The sequence below is a fragment of the Vibrio coralliilyticus genome, assembly GCF_024449095.1.
Lineage (GTDB): Bacteria > Pseudomonadota > Gammaproteobacteria > Enterobacterales > Vibrionaceae > Vibrio > Vibrio coralliilyticus_A.
Genome location: NZ_CP024627.1, coordinates 22,856 through 40,480, shown reverse-complemented (window position 1 = coordinate 40,480; position 17,625 = coordinate 22,856). Strand labels below are relative to the sequence as shown.

At 41.4% G+C, this 17,625-nt stretch carries 12 protein-coding genes and 1 pseudogene; 6 read left to right on the top strand and 7 right to left on the bottom strand.

Annotated elements, in window-relative coordinates; genetic code table 11:
- A complete protein-coding gene (locus tag CTT30_RS00160) occupies nucleotides 1-741 on the top strand; it encodes an AHH domain-containing protein (RefSeq protein WP_252035637.1) in 741 nt (246 codons plus the stop codon).
- Complete coding sequence (locus CTT30_RS00155; RefSeq protein WP_252035635.1) at nucleotides 738-1,346, top strand: imm11 family protein; 609 nt, start codon at nucleotides 738-740, stop codon at nucleotides 1,344-1,346. Before CTT30_RS00160 ends, CTT30_RS00155 begins: the two co-directional genes overlap by 4 nt.
- Nucleotides 1,347-1,544: 198 nt before the next feature.
- Here the strand turns inward: CTT30_RS00155 and CTT30_RS00150 are convergent, their stop codons facing one another.
- Nucleotides 1,545-1,751, bottom strand: coding sequence for a helix-turn-helix domain-containing protein (locus CTT30_RS00150; protein WP_252035633.1), 207 nt, complete (start codon nucleotides 1,749-1,751; stop codon nucleotides 1,545-1,547).
- A 93-nt stretch (nucleotides 1,752-1,844) separates the two neighbouring features.
- Here CTT30_RS00150 and CTT30_RS00145 point away from each other — a divergent pair, with 93 nt between their 5' ends.
- From CTT30_RS00145 to CTT30_RS00130, 4 genes are all read left to right on the top strand, one after another.
- The gene (locus CTT30_RS00145; protein ID WP_252035631.1) at nucleotides 1,845-2,393 is read left to right on the top strand and encodes a VspR family transcription factor; all 549 of its coding nucleotides are present in this window, start codon (nucleotides 1,845-1,847) and stop codon (nucleotides 2,391-2,393) included.
- Complete coding sequence (locus CTT30_RS00140; RefSeq protein ID WP_252035630.1) at nucleotides 2,387-3,769, top strand: DEAD/DEAH box helicase; 1,383 nt, start codon at nucleotides 2,387-2,389, stop codon at nucleotides 3,767-3,769. Before CTT30_RS00145 ends, CTT30_RS00140 begins: the two co-directional genes overlap by 7 nt.
- Before the next feature lie 416 nt (nucleotides 3,770-4,185).
- Complete coding sequence (locus CTT30_RS00135) at nucleotides 4,186-5,166, top strand: AAA family ATPase (RefSeq protein ID WP_252035628.1); 981 nt, start codon at nucleotides 4,186-4,188, stop codon at nucleotides 5,164-5,166.
- Nucleotides 5,167-5,178: 12 nt separating this feature from the next.
- Nucleotides 5,179-7,722: a S8 family peptidase gene (locus CTT30_RS00130; protein ID WP_252035627.1), complete on the top strand. Its 2,544-nt coding sequence runs from the start codon at nucleotides 5,179-5,181 to the stop codon at nucleotides 7,720-7,722.
- Between the two features lie 292 nt (nucleotides 7,723-8,014).
- On the opposite strand, the gene CTT30_RS00125 is transcribed toward CTT30_RS00130, so the two are convergent.
- The 6 genes and pseudogenes from CTT30_RS00125 to CTT30_RS00100 form a co-directional block, all read right to left on the bottom strand.
- The gene (locus CTT30_RS00125; protein ID WP_252035626.1) at nucleotides 8,015-9,508 is read right to left on the bottom strand and encodes a hypothetical protein; all 1,494 of its coding nucleotides are present in this window, start codon (nucleotides 9,506-9,508) and stop codon (nucleotides 8,015-8,017) included.
- A gap of 249 nt (nucleotides 9,509-9,757) precedes the next feature.
- A complete protein-coding gene (locus tag CTT30_RS00120) occupies nucleotides 9,758-11,125 on the bottom strand; it encodes a tyrosine-type recombinase/integrase (RefSeq protein ID WP_252036661.1) in 1,368 nt (455 codons plus the stop codon).
- Nucleotides 11,125-11,655 (bottom strand): hypothetical protein, encoded by a 531-nt coding sequence (locus CTT30_RS00115; protein ID WP_252035625.1) that lies wholly within the window; start codon nucleotides 11,653-11,655, stop codon nucleotides 11,125-11,127. Before CTT30_RS00115 ends, CTT30_RS00120 begins: the two co-directional genes overlap by 1 nt.
- Nucleotides 11,656-11,666: 11 nt before the next feature.
- On the bottom strand, nucleotides 11,667-14,078 hold the full coding sequence (locus tag CTT30_RS00110; RefSeq protein ID WP_252035624.1) for an integrase: 2,412 nt from the start codon (nucleotides 14,076-14,078) through the stop codon (nucleotides 11,667-11,669).
- Nucleotides 14,072-16,414, bottom strand: a complete 2,343-nt coding sequence (locus tag CTT30_RS00105; RefSeq protein WP_252035622.1) for a hypothetical protein — start codon at nucleotides 16,412-16,414, stop codon at nucleotides 14,072-14,074. The genes CTT30_RS00110 and CTT30_RS00105 overlap by 7 nt, the downstream gene beginning before the upstream one ends.
- 154 nt (nucleotides 16,415-16,568) lie before the next feature.
- Nucleotides 16,569-17,477, bottom strand: a pseudogene (locus CTT30_RS00100) (YifB family Mg chelatase-like AAA ATPase); the annotation flags it as partial.
- Nucleotides 17,478-17,625 lie beyond the last annotated feature (148 nt).

The window sequence follows — 17,625 nt, the reverse complement described above, 5'->3', positions numbered from 1 at the left end:
ATGTCAGACACAATGGAATTAGAAGGGCTCATTAAAGGTAACATTACCAAAAAGCCTGAGCCTGGTGCGCCGGATTATCGTAAAGCATGGATTGCGAATGTTAACAAGTACAACGATAAAGTGAAGCCGCACCCTTTTTGCCATGGCATTCAAATGGATACACATCATCTTATCTCTGGTAAAGCACTCAGCGACATAGATAAGGATATGCAAGACGCTCTAATAGATAAGGGTTATAATATCAATAGCTTATCAAATCTTGTTGGTTTGCCTTCAAGTTACAAGGGCGCTTGCCATCTTGGAATTCAAGTACACAGAACACAGCATACATTTGGCAGTAACCAATTTTCAGAGACAAAAGCGTCCAATTACCACGATGAAGTCATAGACTATCTATTGGATATCGCAGAAGATATTTATCTTTGCAATGGCACCACGGAAGTTGTTGAGTCTAAAAGAGATATACATGACAAACATATGGACCCCATTAGCGAAAAATTGTTGAAGAGGGTTTTGAACTTCAGCTTGCCACTTACAAAGATTAGTGAGCATTTTAATAAAGAAAATAAGCCGTATATTGGATGTGCAAATAAAGGGAAAATAGGTGAATTATCAAAATCAATAACACCTTGTGAGAATAAGAAAAATGACCATTCAGGGGAGTGGGATGAATTTAAAAGTTACACTCCTGAAGTCCAGATAAGTTTTGGGACAAGTTGGTCACCAAAGAGGGAAATATGAATAACTACGAACAACAATACTACAAAGTGTTTGAAGTACCATTTCGAGAGACTTACCTTCATTTGAAGGCATCACAGGATACAGGTCGCCGTCGTTATAGCTTCACTAAATTAGATTTTGGCGATGGACCCATATTCTTTACGAATGCAGATAAAGGCGAAATGCCATTCATAGTCAGTGATTTTTTGCTCCATGGTTTTTTCCCTGTAGTTTCTAAGAAAATTGCCGAAATGATAACGCCTTATAACATTAATGGTTTTCAGTTGTTTCCAGCTGTGTTGATTGGTGATGATGAGAAGTGGCATGAAGATTTTTTCTTCTTTAATGCTTATGGCAACCTCGACTGTATAGACTTTGATAGCAGTGAAATACTCGATTATTCGCCTGAAGACAGTAGGCATGAAATCATCCGGTATAAATTTAAAAATGAAGTGTTAGATGCAATTCCATTAGAAAATCGTCTGATTGTACGCCCAAGTAAAGTTGCTGGCGGTGGTTTACTCATTCACGAAAGTATTGTGACCAAGCTTAGTAAGCATATCGACCCCAAAGCGTTTAAGTTCTTCAGACTGAGTGAATACAAATTAGGGGACAAATATAGTTAAAATTGCATTTTGGCAAGTTGGAGTCAGTTTGTTGAAACCATAGCTTTATAGGCGGCTTTTGAAGAAACCTAATCCGCTTGCTCAAATGTGCAGTGATTACTTGTCATCAAAAAATAGCGAAGGTGCTAGCTAAACTCGATATTGAAGCACTGCAGTTTGAAAAAAGAGATAGAGCCTCAGGTCGGGCTTTATTCAAAATCAAGGCAACAGTTCTCTTACATCACACTCTAGCACTGAAGCTAACATATACGCTTTTTCTAGTGTGATGTTGACCTCCCCTCGCTCTATCCGTCCAATGTAGCTTCTATCAATCTGTGCCATCAAAGCCAGCTTTTCCTGTGCAATAGATTTGCTTAAACGCATCTTACGCAGATTGTCTCCAAACCGTTTTGCTAAGTCTTTCATTTTATGTCGTTCTTAAAATCAAAGACTATCCGCTCTTGATGCGACCATATCCACGGACTATAATCCGCAACTTTCTGTTTTGATGGTGTCGTTATGACCGAAACCTATTATCGAATTAATCGTGATGTCTACAGGGCGATAACTCATCCTTCAATGAATAGCTTTCGCGTGACAGATGTTCGTAAACATATTCAGAGTTACTCTGATGCATATGGCAGCGTATCTAACGCTCGTCAATTTGTTGCAAGGCAGCTTGATAGACTTGAAAAGGCTGGATTTGTTGTTAGCCAAGGGGTTAGGCACAACAAGACTTACTCAAAAACAAGTGCCTTTAATGAGGTAAGGTTTGAGCTCAAAGAGAAGGGTTCAAAGGGTTCAAAATCAGCCACGACAAAGTGTCAGTCGATGCCTATTTATACCGCTCTACAACAAGAAAAATCTGACATTGAAGCTGAACTCACTATTACCTTGGAAGAGCTCAAAGAATACAAAATATTAATGAAGCGTTCGAATGAGCTGTGCAGACTACTCAATGAACCACACTTGAGCACAACTAAAAAAGCCGCATCACTTGTAGCAAAACTGAACGTTTGGTCAGAAGCACTTAAGCAATTGAGTAAAAGTGAGCCGATGCCATGTTAAGAGCATGGCAACAGCAATGCGTCAAGCTCGCGTACAATAAGTACAAAAGTGGTGGTTCTCATTTTTTGGCTCAGGCAACGCCAGGAGCTGGCAAAACAATTATGGCTGCTAGCCTAGCCAAGAAACTGCTAGATAAGGAGATGATAGACTTTATTGTCTGTTTCTCTCCTTCAAAAACCATTTCAAATGGAATCGAGAAAACATTCTCAAAATATTTGGAATGTAAGTTCAAGGGGCAAATTGGCGATAGGGGCATATCATTGACGTACCAGTCGCTTAGGTCGGTGAATACAGAGTTTTGGGACACACTCGCAAACTATCGAGTGCTTTGTGTTTTTGATGAGATTCATCATTGTGGTGGCGACAAAGACGACAACTACAATGCTTGGGGCTACCATACCTTGGCAATAGTCCAAAAGGCAGCAACCTATACACTTGCACTCACAGGAACACCTTGGCGTTCCAATCAGACTCCTGTGGTTCTCGCTACATACTCGGATCCAGATGGTCGAATAGTTTGTGATTACCAATATCCCCTTTCACAAGCAGTCCAAGATCAGGTGTGTCGACGCCCCAAGATTGCATTGATTGATTGTGAGAAGACCATTTTTTCCGATTCAAAAAACCACGAAGTGTTTAGCTCGATTCACGAGCTAGTATCTAGTGGTCATGTTGGTTATTCGGATGTAATCAAAAATATTGATGCGCTCAGCCACATTCTTGAAGAAAGTGTAAATCGATTAACTCTCATCCGAAAATCAAACAAACGTGCCGGTGGGCTAATCGTCGCTTCGTCTATAAAGCACGCAAACCAAATAGCTCAAATTCTGTCAGAGCGCTTCAATCAATCTGCGAATGTTGTTACCTATAAAACCCCAGACGCACAGTCTGTAATTCAGTGTTTTAGAAATAGCTCGCGCAGTTGGATTATTAGCGTAGGTATGATAAGTGAGGGCACAGATATTCCAAGGTTGCAGGTATGTTGTTACCTCTCAAACATTAAGACGGAATTATACTTCAGACAAGTACTAGGGCGGATCTTGCGAACCACTGCGGATAGCCACCAAGAAGCATGGCTGTATACGTTTGCTGAGGCAAAGTTACTTCAATTCGCTGAGCAAATCGAGATAGACATACCAGAGAGCTGTACTTGTATAAGTAAAAACACTCGGGGGAATCAAGAGCTAAGTGGACTCACAGAGAAAGACCCACGTTCAGATCCTAAAGGTGAAAAAGAACTAATGAACGAAACATTAGCATGGGAGACTTCAGCTAGAAATGAAACTCTCTTAAAAAGCGATAACAAGACCATGCCACAACACCTCTGCTTAGATGAGTTCAATCAAAGAGTGATAGAAGCCTTCCGCTGCATTTGACAATCAGGTACATGTGTAATGGTTTAGTAATATAGGGCAACTCTTTGCTCTTACACGAGCTTGTTTCCACAATACAAAACTCAATTGGGCTACCTTGTTACCCTATTCAGCTCAGGCCTCTTGCACAAACGTCAACGTGTTTACGTCCTGAGGTATGCTGGCTTAAGCACGCAATACAAAAATACCTAAAGCTTGTTACTCTTCTAAATACATTACAAATAGTCAGCTAGTGTTGATATACAAAAAGTAATGCGTAGCAAAATACAAGACCTACCCATACCACTGTGGATTCGAGGGGCAATGATATCCAGAATTTCTTTCTGTTGATGTGAGCCATAGTACTTCGGATCATAGAAGAAATTTCCGTTTCAATGTATGATTACACGGTAAACATTCACTTATTTTAGAAAGTATCCATGGCTAGCTCGACTCAAATTAAAGCTTTGATGCAATCGCACATCGATAAAGATGACGACAGATTTTTATCTGTCGCACTTCAGGTTGCCGCTCATGAAGCAAGAAATGGTCATGGAAAACTCGCGCAAGAGCTCAAGGGGTTAGTTGAGCAAGCAAAAAAGAATAGCGCTAAAAACCTACCTGTTTCGATTGCTAGCAGTGTTAAGGATACTTCGGGCCTATTAGCTACAACCCACCCACAACTACGCTTCTCTGACCTTATTGTCTCACTTTCTGTTAAAAGTAAGCTTGAAAGGTTGGTTAAAGAGCAAAAACACCTCATCACCTTAAAGAATCATGGTCTCTCCCCCCGTAGAAAGCTGCTACTGGCAGGTAAGCCAGGCACAGGAAAAACCTTTACTGCGTCCGTTTTGGCGGGCGAGCTAAACTTTCCGTTGTTTGAGGTTCGCCTTGATGCTGTTATTACAAAGTACCTCGGAGAATCTTCAGCTAAGCTACGCCAGATTTTTGATACTATTCGAGAGGTAAGAGGGGTTTACTTTTTTGACGAGTTTGATGCCTTAGGCTCTCATCGTGGCTCAAGTAATGACGTAGGGGAAGCTAGGCGTATTCTTAATAGCTTTTTGCAGATGATTGAACAAGATGACTCTAATAGTGTCATCGTTTGTGCTACGAACCATATTGAAGCACTAGACCACGCTCTTTTCCGCCGTTTTGATGATGTCATTAAATATCAACTTCCATCAGAAGAGGAAATTATCAAGCTTTTCAGAACGCGTTTGCATTCTTATGTCGCTAAGAATTTCTCTTGGAGGAAGCTTCCAGCAATTGCTGACGGGTTAAGTAATGCTGAAATTACATTAGCTGCAAATGATGCAATTAAAGAAATGCTTATTCATGACCACAACTCAATTACCATCACAATGCTTCAACAGGCAATTGAAGACAGAAAGAGTATTAGCCAGCACTTTATGGAGTAAGAAGGAACCTGAATGGCTCGCAACGAATTTGATAAACCCCACTTCTTTTTTAATTCTTCAGCTAGTTCTCATGAGTTTACCTCACCAAATCGAGGTGGTGGTGGGCCAGTAACCATTCCTGCTAAAGACAGAGCCATTCATAGCGCTCACCTACGCCAAAATATTCAATCTGTTGCGAGCGAATTTTCCGAGTTGAAACAATCTGTATCTTCTAATGAGTTGAGTATGGGGGTTGGTATTCAGGTTGAGTTTGAAAGTTTTCCTGATGTGGCGATGGCAGTAGAGAGTTTGGCGAATGACCCTCAGGGTATTGTGTTGCATAACGTCAAGACAGTAGAACTGGAAGAAGGCCACAAAACCACAATTGCCACTGCGTATGTTCCTGAAGGAAAACTGAGTTTTTACCAGAAGAAGCTCAATGAGTACGAGGAACGTAGGGTGCTATCTGGTGGAAGGGCTGGTGATCACCAGAAACTCATTGACTCAATAAAAAATATTAAGCGTGCCACTTTCTCTGCCATTTGGGCTGATGACGAAACATTGTTGCCTGAAGATAAGGATGAGAATGTATGGTGGGAAGTTTGGTTGGCTACACCTAGAAAGTCTCGCCAAACACACAATCACTACCAAGAAATCTTGGCTGACTTTACACACTTGGCAAGTATGGCTGAAATGGTTGTCTCAGAGCACAAGCTTCGATTCCCCGAACATACTGTCATTCAGTTGTATACAAACCAGAGAAAATTAGAAGAAAACGCCGCTTTATTGTTTCGAGTGGCTGAGATACGGTTCCCGAAAGTTACCGCTGAATTTTTTGCTGCAATGCCGAATGAGGAGCAGGAGGGGTGGACAGAAGAACTGCTACAGCGTCTTAACTCTAACACTTCCGATGAGTCACCTTATGTTTGTATTATAGATTCAGGTGTTAATGTTCAGCACCCATTGCTTGCTCCTTTTTCAACGCCATCTGACCAGAGAACTATAACAGAAGACAGCGACCCTACTGATGCTTTAGGTCATGGAACAGGAATGGCTGGCTTAGCTATTTGGGGAGATATGACCGAAAGGTTAAGCTCATCAGGAGTTGAGGTGGTTGGGCATCGATTAGAGTCGGTCAAAACCATGAGGTTTAATGGTGACAATGCTGACAAGCCTCTGGGTATCGTTACCACTAATGCGGTATCTGAAATGGAGATATACAAGCCTGAACGCTCTAGAGTTTTCTCGATGTCGCTGTCGTCAGGTATAGGTACAGATAGAGGGCGGCCGTCATCATGGTCTAGTGCAATGGATATGCTGGCAGTAGATTTTTCTGGAGAGGGCTTAACACCGCGCTTGTTCACAGTGTGTGCTGGTAATGCCCAGCTAGATGCCAATGTAGATTACCCTAATGCTAACTACTTGAGTAATGTTCATGACCCTGCTCAGGCTTGGAATGTTCTTACTGTTGGTGCTTTCACGGAAAAAGACCGGCTGTCTTTCTCTGCCGACTTAGTCCCTTTAGCTCCCAAAGGCGGGTTATCACCATATTCGACAACATCTCTAGGTTGGGATAAAAGTAACGCTCCATTCAAGCCAGAAGTCGTATTTGAGGGTGGAAATTTGGCGAAAGCAGAAGATGGATTTTGTGGTGATGAACCAGATCTTCATCTTTTAACGACGAACAGTGACTTCTCTCAAAGACAGTTTGCAACCACACACGCAACGAGTGCAGCTACTGCTTTGGCTGCTAGGTTCTCAGCGCAGATAAAAGCTCAATATAGTGATATTTGGCCAGAAACGGTTAGGGCTTTAACCGTGCATTCCGCAGATTGGACTGATGCAATGTATGCATTAATTTCTGCACGGCGAGGCGGCACCATTAGAAAAGCAGACATGGTGAAGTTGGTCAGAAAGGTAGGGTATGGTGTACCTAACCTTGAAAAAGCGTTAAGCAGTGCCGACAACTCGCTCTCGATGGTGATTCAAGATGAGTTACAGCCTTTTATTAAACCTCGTTCTAAAGATACAAGAACAAAAGATATGCACTTGCATAACCTGCCTTGGCCGCAAGAGGAACTGTTGAAAATTGGCGAAGCTGATGTTGAACTGACGGTTACACTCTCCTATTTTGTTGAACCTAACCCTTCAAGCCGCAATGTCTTAGATAAGTATAACTATGCTAGTCATCAGTTAAGGTTTGATGTGAAACACCACGGTGAATCTGATGCCCAATTTATGCGAAGAGTCAACGCACAAGCTGAGGGGGATAGGCCAGATGCAATCGAAGATAGTAATTGGCTCATAGGTAAACAGCAACGACATAAAGGCTCTATCCATAAAGATGTTTGGAGAGGCAGCGCTGCTGATTTGGCTGCTAGAGGTAAGATTGCAATATACCCTGCCAAGGGGTGGTGGAAAACTCGTAAAGCTCATGAGCGATATGATTCCAAAGCTCGATACGCGTTAGTGGTGTCATTATCTGTACCAGAAGTGGAAGTGGATTTGTATTCAGAAGTGCAAAGCATCATAGAAGCTGAAGTTGCCACACCTGCTTTGGTGGAAGTCTCTCATTAAGCGTATTAAACCAAGCGTGATGTTCCACTGAGCGTGATAACCGTTATAGTTAATTTAACACGGAAATGGCCAGAGCCGTCATAGACTGATTTTTGACTATAACTCGAATGTGCACCAAGACGTGTTTAGAACGCAACCATCATGAGATTTATCTGGGCAACAAGCTGTTGCCCAGCAGCCTGTTGGACAAACTCCAACCCCAATTTTGCAAGAGCCTCTTGCAAAAATCACTCTGAAGCACTTCTGCTCTAATGCAATTAACAGTCATAGAATCCATAACGCATGCCGTTAGTTACAGCGGCTCGTATTCTATTGAGTTTTGCATCTCTAAGATCATTCGATTAACTTTTATTTTCTTTTGAATACGTTCAGGCAAAAGAGAGGCATACTCTGCCGTATCTAGCTGTTTGAAATCTAGAGCAATACCGTTAATGATTTTGACATAATTATCACCGATTTCTTTAAGATCATTCAAACGATTTGTTTCCTTACTAATCGCCCTCTGCAAGTCTTGTTGTTTACTCCAAAGTCTATCTAAATTAACGCCACTCTCTAACTCAGCTTTCTTTTCCTCTAGACACTCCGTTTCTTGTTTCAGCCATTTGACACGGTTTTCTAACTCGGTCAACGCTTCATTTGATACACCTTTTCTAGCAAGTGCAGCTTCAAGCTCACTCGTGATTTTGTAATGTGCTCCATCCAATATTTGTTGCGCTGTTCTTTGAGCACTTTCAACCACTGATAACTCTTGCTTTAGAGCATTATCGGTAATCATTTGAGCATTCTTTCTAGCATCTTCTACTTCCGTAGCTAACTCAGCTAGAACGCTACCTCTAACTTCTATTCTGACCTTTTCACGTTGTTGTTCTGCTTCAACTCTCGCATTGTTAATGATTCTTCCCGCTTCTAATTTGCTAAGATAGATGGTTTGCTTGAGTTGTTCTAATTCTTGATTTAATGATGACTTCTCTTCTTCAAGCCGCAGTACCGCAACTTGAAGATCACTCGCTAGGGACTTTATCTGCTTATAGAGCTCTTTTTGCTCCCGCTCTTTTTCTTGCCACTTTTCAACTCTTTGTTTTATTCGGGCAACTTTTTCTTCAGCTTGTTCCTCACGCTCAGAAATGTTTCCAGTAATTCTTTGAACTTGTTTGCGATGCCTTGCTATCTTTCTCAACAACGTACTTCTTTCTTTGCTGATACTCATCGCAGCTTGCTGCTCAATAAAATCCCAGAATGGATTTAGAGGATTTAATGCTGTTATCTGAACTTTTACATTTTCATAGCTGCTCAGCAGCGAATCTGAGTCCAATCCAACTAGAAATAACTCAAGGGCACTCCTACCCTGCTTTCGAAAGTCAACTATTTTATCTGGTGGGGTTTCATGAGTATTAGTAACTTCCACGTAATACTCTTCCCTACCGATCTGGCAGACGATATCTGGAATCCTTCCGTCTCGATAGACTTCTAGACGAACATTTTTCACACCTACCATTTCACAATCACTAGAATCAAAAATGCCACTGGAATATGGATGAGGAATGAGCTTCTCCCGCTCGATGAACTCCTTTGCACTTAAATGCAACTGGGTTTCATACGAGTAGCGACATTCTGCGTTACTTTGATGGCGTAAGTAGCTAGCTATGCCTTTATTACTATGTGCGGCAACCATGAAGTCTCCACAGCAAGGACAGACAACGTCATCCTGAGTGCCACTTTCTAGCTCAACAACAGAAACAACTCTACTCTCACTTAGCTTCCACCCAAAAATAGAACGATTTCTCATGCACACCTCAACATTGGAAAAATAGTGATGGTTAAAAACACAAATATGGAACAAATCTCATATTAATTATCACAATATTATCAAGTCAAAGACAATGTGTGCTTGCTTCATGAGATCCTCATCATCAATGCCAGGCACCAAGTTAAGCGACTTTTCCATACTTCACTTAATTCATTACATATTAATGTTCTGATTTGCGGAACTAATTTCTGTCCAAAGACATGTTACATGACCGTTTGGTGATGGCTTTTACTGTGACGAAGATACAATGCTTTTATCTATATCAGATTGAAAAGCACCTAACAGTCTCTTCATCTCTCCGAGCGCTGCGGTAGGCGTTAACTCCTTCCTTGCTATCTGTTCTTCTAACAACTCAATCTGACGCTTTGCCAAGTCAACACTCGACTTAAGAGATACTGCATTATAAACCTCTGTGTAGCCGTGAATATCTGCAAATGCGAGGTCAATATAAGTATCTAAAGAGCTAAGATTTGTATGGCCTGTCCACTGCTGAAGTTGCATTTTAAACGTTTGTGTGTGCAGTAAATGCTTTCGGAAATCATCTTTATCATTCACTTCTTTAGAAGCAAGAATAAGCTCTTTGAGCTTATCTGTAATGAATGCATGCCTCCAAAGGTGCGGGTGCAATTCTCCCTCGATACCTAGCTCTTTTTTCCATAAGTTCATGTACGTTGTCCATGAATCGGCGGATAGGCGTAGACCTGTTTTTAAGCTGATAAACAGGTAATCATGTTGGACTTTTTTCTTCCTTACGACTTTCTTGCGAACTTTGATGTAATCTGCAATCACTGATAATAATAGGTGTGGAACTGGTATCTTTCGAGTTGTGTTCTCATCTTTACGTTTTAAAGTAGTAAGCGTGAGCATACCGGTACGCCTTGCTTCCTCGTAATCGGTCATTTTAATCAAATGAAGCTCAGACACTCGACCACCTAACTGCTCCATTGCAGTATATAGCGCCATGTCCCTTCTACGTTTATCTTTGTTTTCCTGAGTCTTTATATGCTCCCATACACGTAAAGCATCATCAGAAGAAACAGGGTGGCGTTTCTTAATCTCATCTTTCGTTGGTATAGCAGGGTGCGTAATTTTAGAGCCTTCAATGAAACCTTTGTAACCTTCCTGTTTGCGTCTGTAATACTTCTCTAGTATCTGAATTGAGTTACCTTTATCTTTGCCAATAAAAGCACTCAAATCATGAAACTCTTGGATAAACTGCAAAAAAACCAAACAGGTATGTGCAATCTTTATAACGGAGTTATTCTTACGCTTTAGTTCGCCAAGTTGCGTTCTCTCTGCCTGTAGTGATTGAACGAAAAGAGTGAATGTTGCATTAGTAAGTTGACTAAACCGGCTCAATAGTGGCTGTTTTTCAATAAAGTGAACCAAGTGGATGATGTCGTAGGCATAACCTCGAATAGTGTCACTTTTTAAGTTTCTCGCCATCAAACTGTTGATGTAGGCATTGGCTTCATAACAAGGAGTATGATTACTGTAGGTTACGAAAGGAATGTCCAGAGGCTTACGAAAGACAAGCTTGCCATCAAACCCAAGATGACTCCATTGCTCAAAGCCTTTAAGCTTACGAACAGCCATCATACCTCTCCATTCAAAGTGAAATTCATCTGCGCTTCAACCTTCCGATTGTGCTCTCGATAAAGCTCCCGTCGCTCTTCTACTGTTCCCTCATGATTCGCTAGTTGTTTTAACCTAGAGCGTAGCTCTGAGACCATAACTGTCAGTAGAGAATTGCTACGCTGTGCTGCATCCACCTCTGATTCAAGCTTTGCAACTTTGAACTTTAGGCCCACTACGGTTTGCTTGTTGCCTTTGGAAGCTTTCTCATCAAGATGTGTAGCCTCTATTGCCAGTTTTGCATTAATACGAAGCTCATCTAACGATAAGAAACCTCTCTCTAGAAGTGCTTCTGAGATGCTTTTTACCGTGTTTAATGAGCATGATGTGATATTACGCTCTTCATTCTGATATTTAGATAAGCCAGATTGTGATTTAAGAGCCTTTATAAGCTCTTCATCATCTTTAAATTCAGTGGGAGATGTGATTATTTCCCTTAACAGCTTTTCTGTTTCAAGTATCTTAGTTTGGTTTTTTTCTAAAACTTTCATCGTCCCAATCCTCAATCAAGGTCTTTGATCTTTAAAATTAGATTAAAGGTTTGAGTTGTATTTCCATCAGTATCTTCGATGGTAAAGAACTCAGGCTCAAGCGTGATTCGACCCTCTTCTAAAAGCTGAATAACCTCTGTTTCAATATCCTGCTCTTTTTGAAGCTGGCTTATATGAGGGACGGTTAGATAAGACTCATCATCGTAATCTTCTGCCGCTTCACTCAGTGACTCTATAGTGATTGGTGTTGAGCTATCATCTGTCAGGCGCTCTGCAATGATTTTACGAACCTCTTCGATCCCTTCGAGCTTCGCTAGTTCAGAAGAGGAATCGACCACACCACGAACAATTACACTGGCTTTAGCTCCGTTTAGTACAGCCCCTGTTTCCGATTCGGAGATATAGTGGTATAGATGTTCCATATCTGAATGTCCGAGAATCCAGCGCAGGGCGTCCATACCATCAGTACCCTTAGACCAGAAAAACGCCATAGCAAAGAAGCGTCTCAATTGGTGCTGACGAACATAATTACGGCGGTACTCACCGTTGTCGTACTCTACCAAGTCCGTTTCCATGTAATCACACAAATAATCAAGGTGCGCATTATAAGTCTTGTGATTAATCTCATTTAACTGAGTAACCATTGAATTAAGTTTGTTAAACAGAGATAACTTTCCTTTGCATAGATTCAACTCACTTGCTTTGATGTTAAATTGCTCCAGTTGCCAAATGAACCTTGCGATAGATAAGGGAATTGGTCTTTCTATTGTTGCGTTTATCCCTTTTGATCCAGTTTTTTTTACCTTAATTATCAGGTTGTACTCTGTTTTTACACCTTCTTCTGAAAAGGGATTAACACTAGGTGATAAATTGCCATGTGGCTTCAACTTGATTAACTCATCTTGTCTTCGTGCCATGATTGCCCCCACCAAGACCTGTATTGCGCCTTGAAGCACAGAGAACAAATCAAACAGGCTCTCATTAGCTCGAATCTTTTCGTGTCGATTTTCAGTACTTTTAGCAAAGCCTTGAACCTGTTTTATTCCTTTTTTCAAGTATTCACTACTCAGGCAATTGATCGCCTCCGTTTGAAACCAGTAACCTCGCTCTGTAGCAGACATATCTCGATGCAATTCTTCGTTCCAAGCTTTGGAGTATTCAGATGGACGGAGTGTGTTGGAATTATCTTCAACAGATTTGTTTCTTGCTTTAGACAGCAGCGTTAATGTTTCATCCAGTAAAGTAACATTACCTTCCTTTGTAGGTAGATGCTCTTTGACAAACTCATAGCACTGACGAATTAAATTAAACACAAAGGTAGGCGACAAGGTGCGGGTGCGCCCTGCTCTTTTTAAGCTAACTAACTGGTTAATGTGACCTGAACTGATACGCTCGGACAAGATTGGAGGACTTGCCGCATCTTTACGCTCAAGGTTGGTATAAATCAATTGAATTGCTTCAATGTAGCTCGAGATAGCTCGTTGGTTCGTGCCTGTTGAGATGTCTCTACTCTCAACTGCACGATACTCTGAGTTTCGCTTTAGCGCTTTGAGATGAAGCTCTGCGTAGTTGGGGAGGTTAATGTCGTGATAAAGCATCTTACCTTTAAATAACAGCTCACCCAGTATAGCACTGCTGCCAGTGTATTTTATGCTTTCTCTAGCGTGATAATAGCCTTGTTCAAAGAGCCAAGCGCACGCCTTTTCTCTCTCTACTAGAAATAAGAAACTTTCATCTTGCGCAATGTCTTGTGTAACGTAGGGGAACTTCTCTTTAAACGTTTGTGCGTCTGCATCAGAAACACTCTTAGAAGCGTTATCAAGTAATACCTGAGTGCGCTTATCCATCTCATACACACCTTGAAAACTTCCGTGTTTGGCGTATTTCGTCAAGATGTTCAGCCAGAAGTCATCATTCACATTCAGAAAGTAGTATTTTGCTAGCTTCAATTCTTCCGAGTGCAGCAAGATAGCATTGATGAGAGCGATAACTTTGTTAACTTTATGATAAGCCGTTATTGGACTAATAATCTTCCCACCATTTTCAAGTGGATTATCTGCTGCCGTAATCCAGTATTTAAAGCTGTTTAATAACTTTTGATGCTTTATGTCGGTGAGTTTCTTTCCGTCATCCAAGTAAACCGTGTCCCAATGTATCGTTTTTGGGGTTTTGCCAAATGTTAGTACCCATTTGTTTGCAGGAAAACTAGATTCTAACCATTCGGGTTGTCTGTCATCGTAACCGTAGATGCCTGTATGGAAGTTCGTAATGATATCTAAAGCTCGATAGTCATCATTTGATACTGAGAAATTGATAATTTCTTCAAGAATCTCGGCCCTTAGACCGTTCAAAAGCGAATGGTCTAGCACGATGCTCTCAATAAGGTTAGCTGTGGAGGAGTTGTCGATAGTAACACTTAACATAGCAGCACTCCCTTGATCGAGTCAGTGTCTAGTTTGTTATTGCTTGCAATATCAAGCATTCCCATTAAATCATCATCAGCATTATGCTTACCTGAAGTCAGGGTATCTAAAACAAACACTGCTGATTGATACCAGTGAGCCACAATATCTAAAAAAGATTCCTCATCATCACTTCTCTCAACAACAAGGCGTATTGCCATTAATAACTGCAAAAGAGGTGTCGAGATGGTGTATGTCAACTGGTCAAATTCTAATGATTCAGAACTTTCACTGTCAGTAGTTTGCTGAGTAAAACCATGATCGAAATACTCAGTAATATTACTTATGCCGTGGTTACTTAAAAACTCTTCGATATCTTGAGCATTCATATTCACAGCATCAAGTCGATGCACTGAATCTTTCATTGCTTCAAGTAAAATAGCGTTCTGAAACTGGCGTATCCAACGTGCATTAAAGAAATCCATGAGTGGTTTAGGAAGATAAGAGGTCAGTAGGTTTGCATCTTTCTTTTCATGTCCAAGCGCCTCGGCAACGGCATCCATTGAGCGTGTTTCCAAATAAATTTGAAAGCCTCTGTGTCGTCTGATTGAGCGTAGTGAATGAATATCAGAAATGGCTTTAGCATCTTTCAAGGTGATATCGCTGCTCTTATCAAAGAGTGATTTGTCTTTAAGCCAATCATAAAAGTCAATTGCCGAATGAAGAGTGGCATTGAGGCTACTTGGGTGCATCGCATTGGTAATGGTTGCAGTCAAAATCATCTTTCGCCAATTCACATCCCCTTTTTGCTTCAGGTATTCACGGCTCATACGAGTATGCTGTATCAGGAACTCCACTATAGATTTAGAAAACTCATTGAGCACTACTTCTTGCTGCGCATTGGTCGCTCCTTTGCGTGATTTGCAACTGACCGCAATGTGCTGGTTACCAACTTGCTTATAGCCCACCATATTGCCATTTACATCAAATAAGTCCCACTTTGCTAACCAAGAGGGTGTGATTCGAGGATGCTCCATCACAAGAAGCGTCAAAAGAACATTCAGTGTTGATTTGGTTGGGAGATTTAACTCGGTGTTGAGTTGCTTAGCATTACAGCTAAACCCTAAAAATGATAAATAATAAGTGTCTTTTGCAGCGATGCCGTGTGCATAAAAGGTTGCTACTGTATTGTCTAGCTTGTCTGTACCGACAAAGTTATTATATTCTTGGGTGCTGTTGTTACTGCTATCCAGTGGTTTGACGGAGCCTGTGCTCTGAAAAGCCTTATTTCTATCCTCTCGCTCTAAAAACTCTTCAAATTTCAAGAGACACACATGCTTGATATGCGCCATGTCTCTCTCTACACGTTGTTGAATAATTGAAACAGCCTCTTCGCCTTTAATTTTGAGCGGGATGTTAGCAAACCATCGAAGGTTTTCTGACTGCGTAGCATTTCCGCCGATTGAAAAGGTGGGCGCTGCATCTTTTGGGTCTTTCCAGGCTGGAACAATGAATGGTTTGTGGGGCTCAGCAAAAACACCCTTGTTGATAAAACACTCTGTATAATAGTTAATGGAATCTCGCCACTTATCATGAAAATTCTTTGGGCAGTTCTGAGCAGCTTGAGAGCGCACAAATAGCACTTTAAACACCTTGTGGAAGAATGGCTGCACATGATTACGACTTAGAAGGGCTTCTATTGTTAGTCTATCTCGGTCGTCATAAACAGTGGAGAAACCCACAAAAAGGTTTCTGAGTTCTTTTAACGCCTGATGCAGAGATGTGGATTTTTGTGTAAAAGCATAGTTTTTAAGAGCAAGATGAACCTTGTTTGTAAACGCTTCACCAAAATTAACATAAAGCGTATCAAGATAAGCCTCATATTCTTTGCCTTCTTTTGATAGCACCTGCCAACCTTCAAGGTAGTCAGCTTTTGATTTATCTATATTGAGCTTTCGAAACTGAGCCAGACAACTCGAAGCGTCTTCTGTGATTGTAACGCTCGAAAGCTTTATTTCATTCAAGGTTAAATGCTTATCTTGCGCAATGTAATGGAAGAGGCCTTTGAGTCGATTGCCGAAGTTATATCTGCGTTTGATAGTGATATCATCACAGCTATAAACAAAGCCAATTAACGACTGGAGGTGTGCATTAAGTGAGCTTGAATCATTCAGTATCCCCTGTGCACTGTAATTGCTTTGACCAACCAAATAGCAGTAAGCCGCATAAATATTCAATACCGCCTGTATAGAACGTGGGTGGACTGAAGATTCAGCAGCAAGTGTTAGGTAGTTAGTGTATTTCGCTGACAGTGCAGTTTTTAATAAAGAAAGCTCATTTAATGTTTTTACATTCATAACCAAATTTCATAAATTGACAACTAACAAGAACCATAATTGTCAATGTGATTATTATCAATGTTATTTTAGAGTATTAAATGGAATTTAAATCATTAATATTCAAAAACTTAACAGTATTTTGAGATTTTTTAATTATTGGGGTTAATAGCCTTTCATCAAGAAAGAGTAAGCCATTGTGTGCCAAAGAAATTTCACCCGGTCTTGGAATCGATCCTCCACCCACTAAAGCAGCCATAGAGCTTGAATGATGTGGGGCACGAAAGGGGCGCTGCTTCCAATTGAGTGCATTAATCTCTTGTTGAGTCAATGACGCCACGGACGCCGTTTCCATTGCTTCATCGTCACTCATTTCTGGTAATAAATCGCACAAGCGCGAGGCAAGCATGGTTTTCCCCGTCCCGGGCGGCCCCAAAAACAACAAGTTATGGTTCCCTGCCGCAGCAATTTCCAACGCTCGCTTGCCTTGCTGCTGACCAATGATGTCCTGTAAATCACGGCCATTCTCCACCGCTCGATACAGGTTTTGCGTTTGGTGCAGGCTAAGTTTTTGTTGGCCACAAAGATCAGCACACACTTCCAGCAAGCTATGAGCAGATTTATGCTGTTCTTCGCCCACTAAGGCAGCTTGATCTCCATTGTAATGCGGCACGACCAAGCTTCGCTGTGCTTTGTTGGCTGCGAGCGCCGCAGGCAATACCCCCTTAACTCCGCGCAGCTCACCCGACAGCGCTAGCTCACCAACAAATTCTTTTTCCGCCAATTTATCTATTGGGATCTGCTCTGAAGCAGCGAGAATGCCAAGTGCAATCGGCAAATCAAAGCGCCCTCCCTCCTTGGGCAGATCGGCGGGTGCAAGATTGACCGTGATGCGCTTAGCTGGGAACTCAAATCGAGAGTTAATGATCGCGCTGCGCACTCGGTCACGTGATTCTTTGACTGTGGTTTCCGGTAATCCCACCAGAGTGAAACCCGGCATGCCATTACTGATATGCACCTCCACCGTCACCGGGGGCGCTTCAACCCCAACTGATGCCCGACTGTAAATAATGGCTAAGCCCATAAATTCTCCCACATGGCCACTTAATATTTATCTGTTTGATAACACGTCAACTTTTTAACAATCTTGTTATATAGCTTGGGGAGATGATGAGAGAATGTGAAAAAAGAATGACTTTTTGCTTGTCATGTAACGGAATTCTATGTTACCA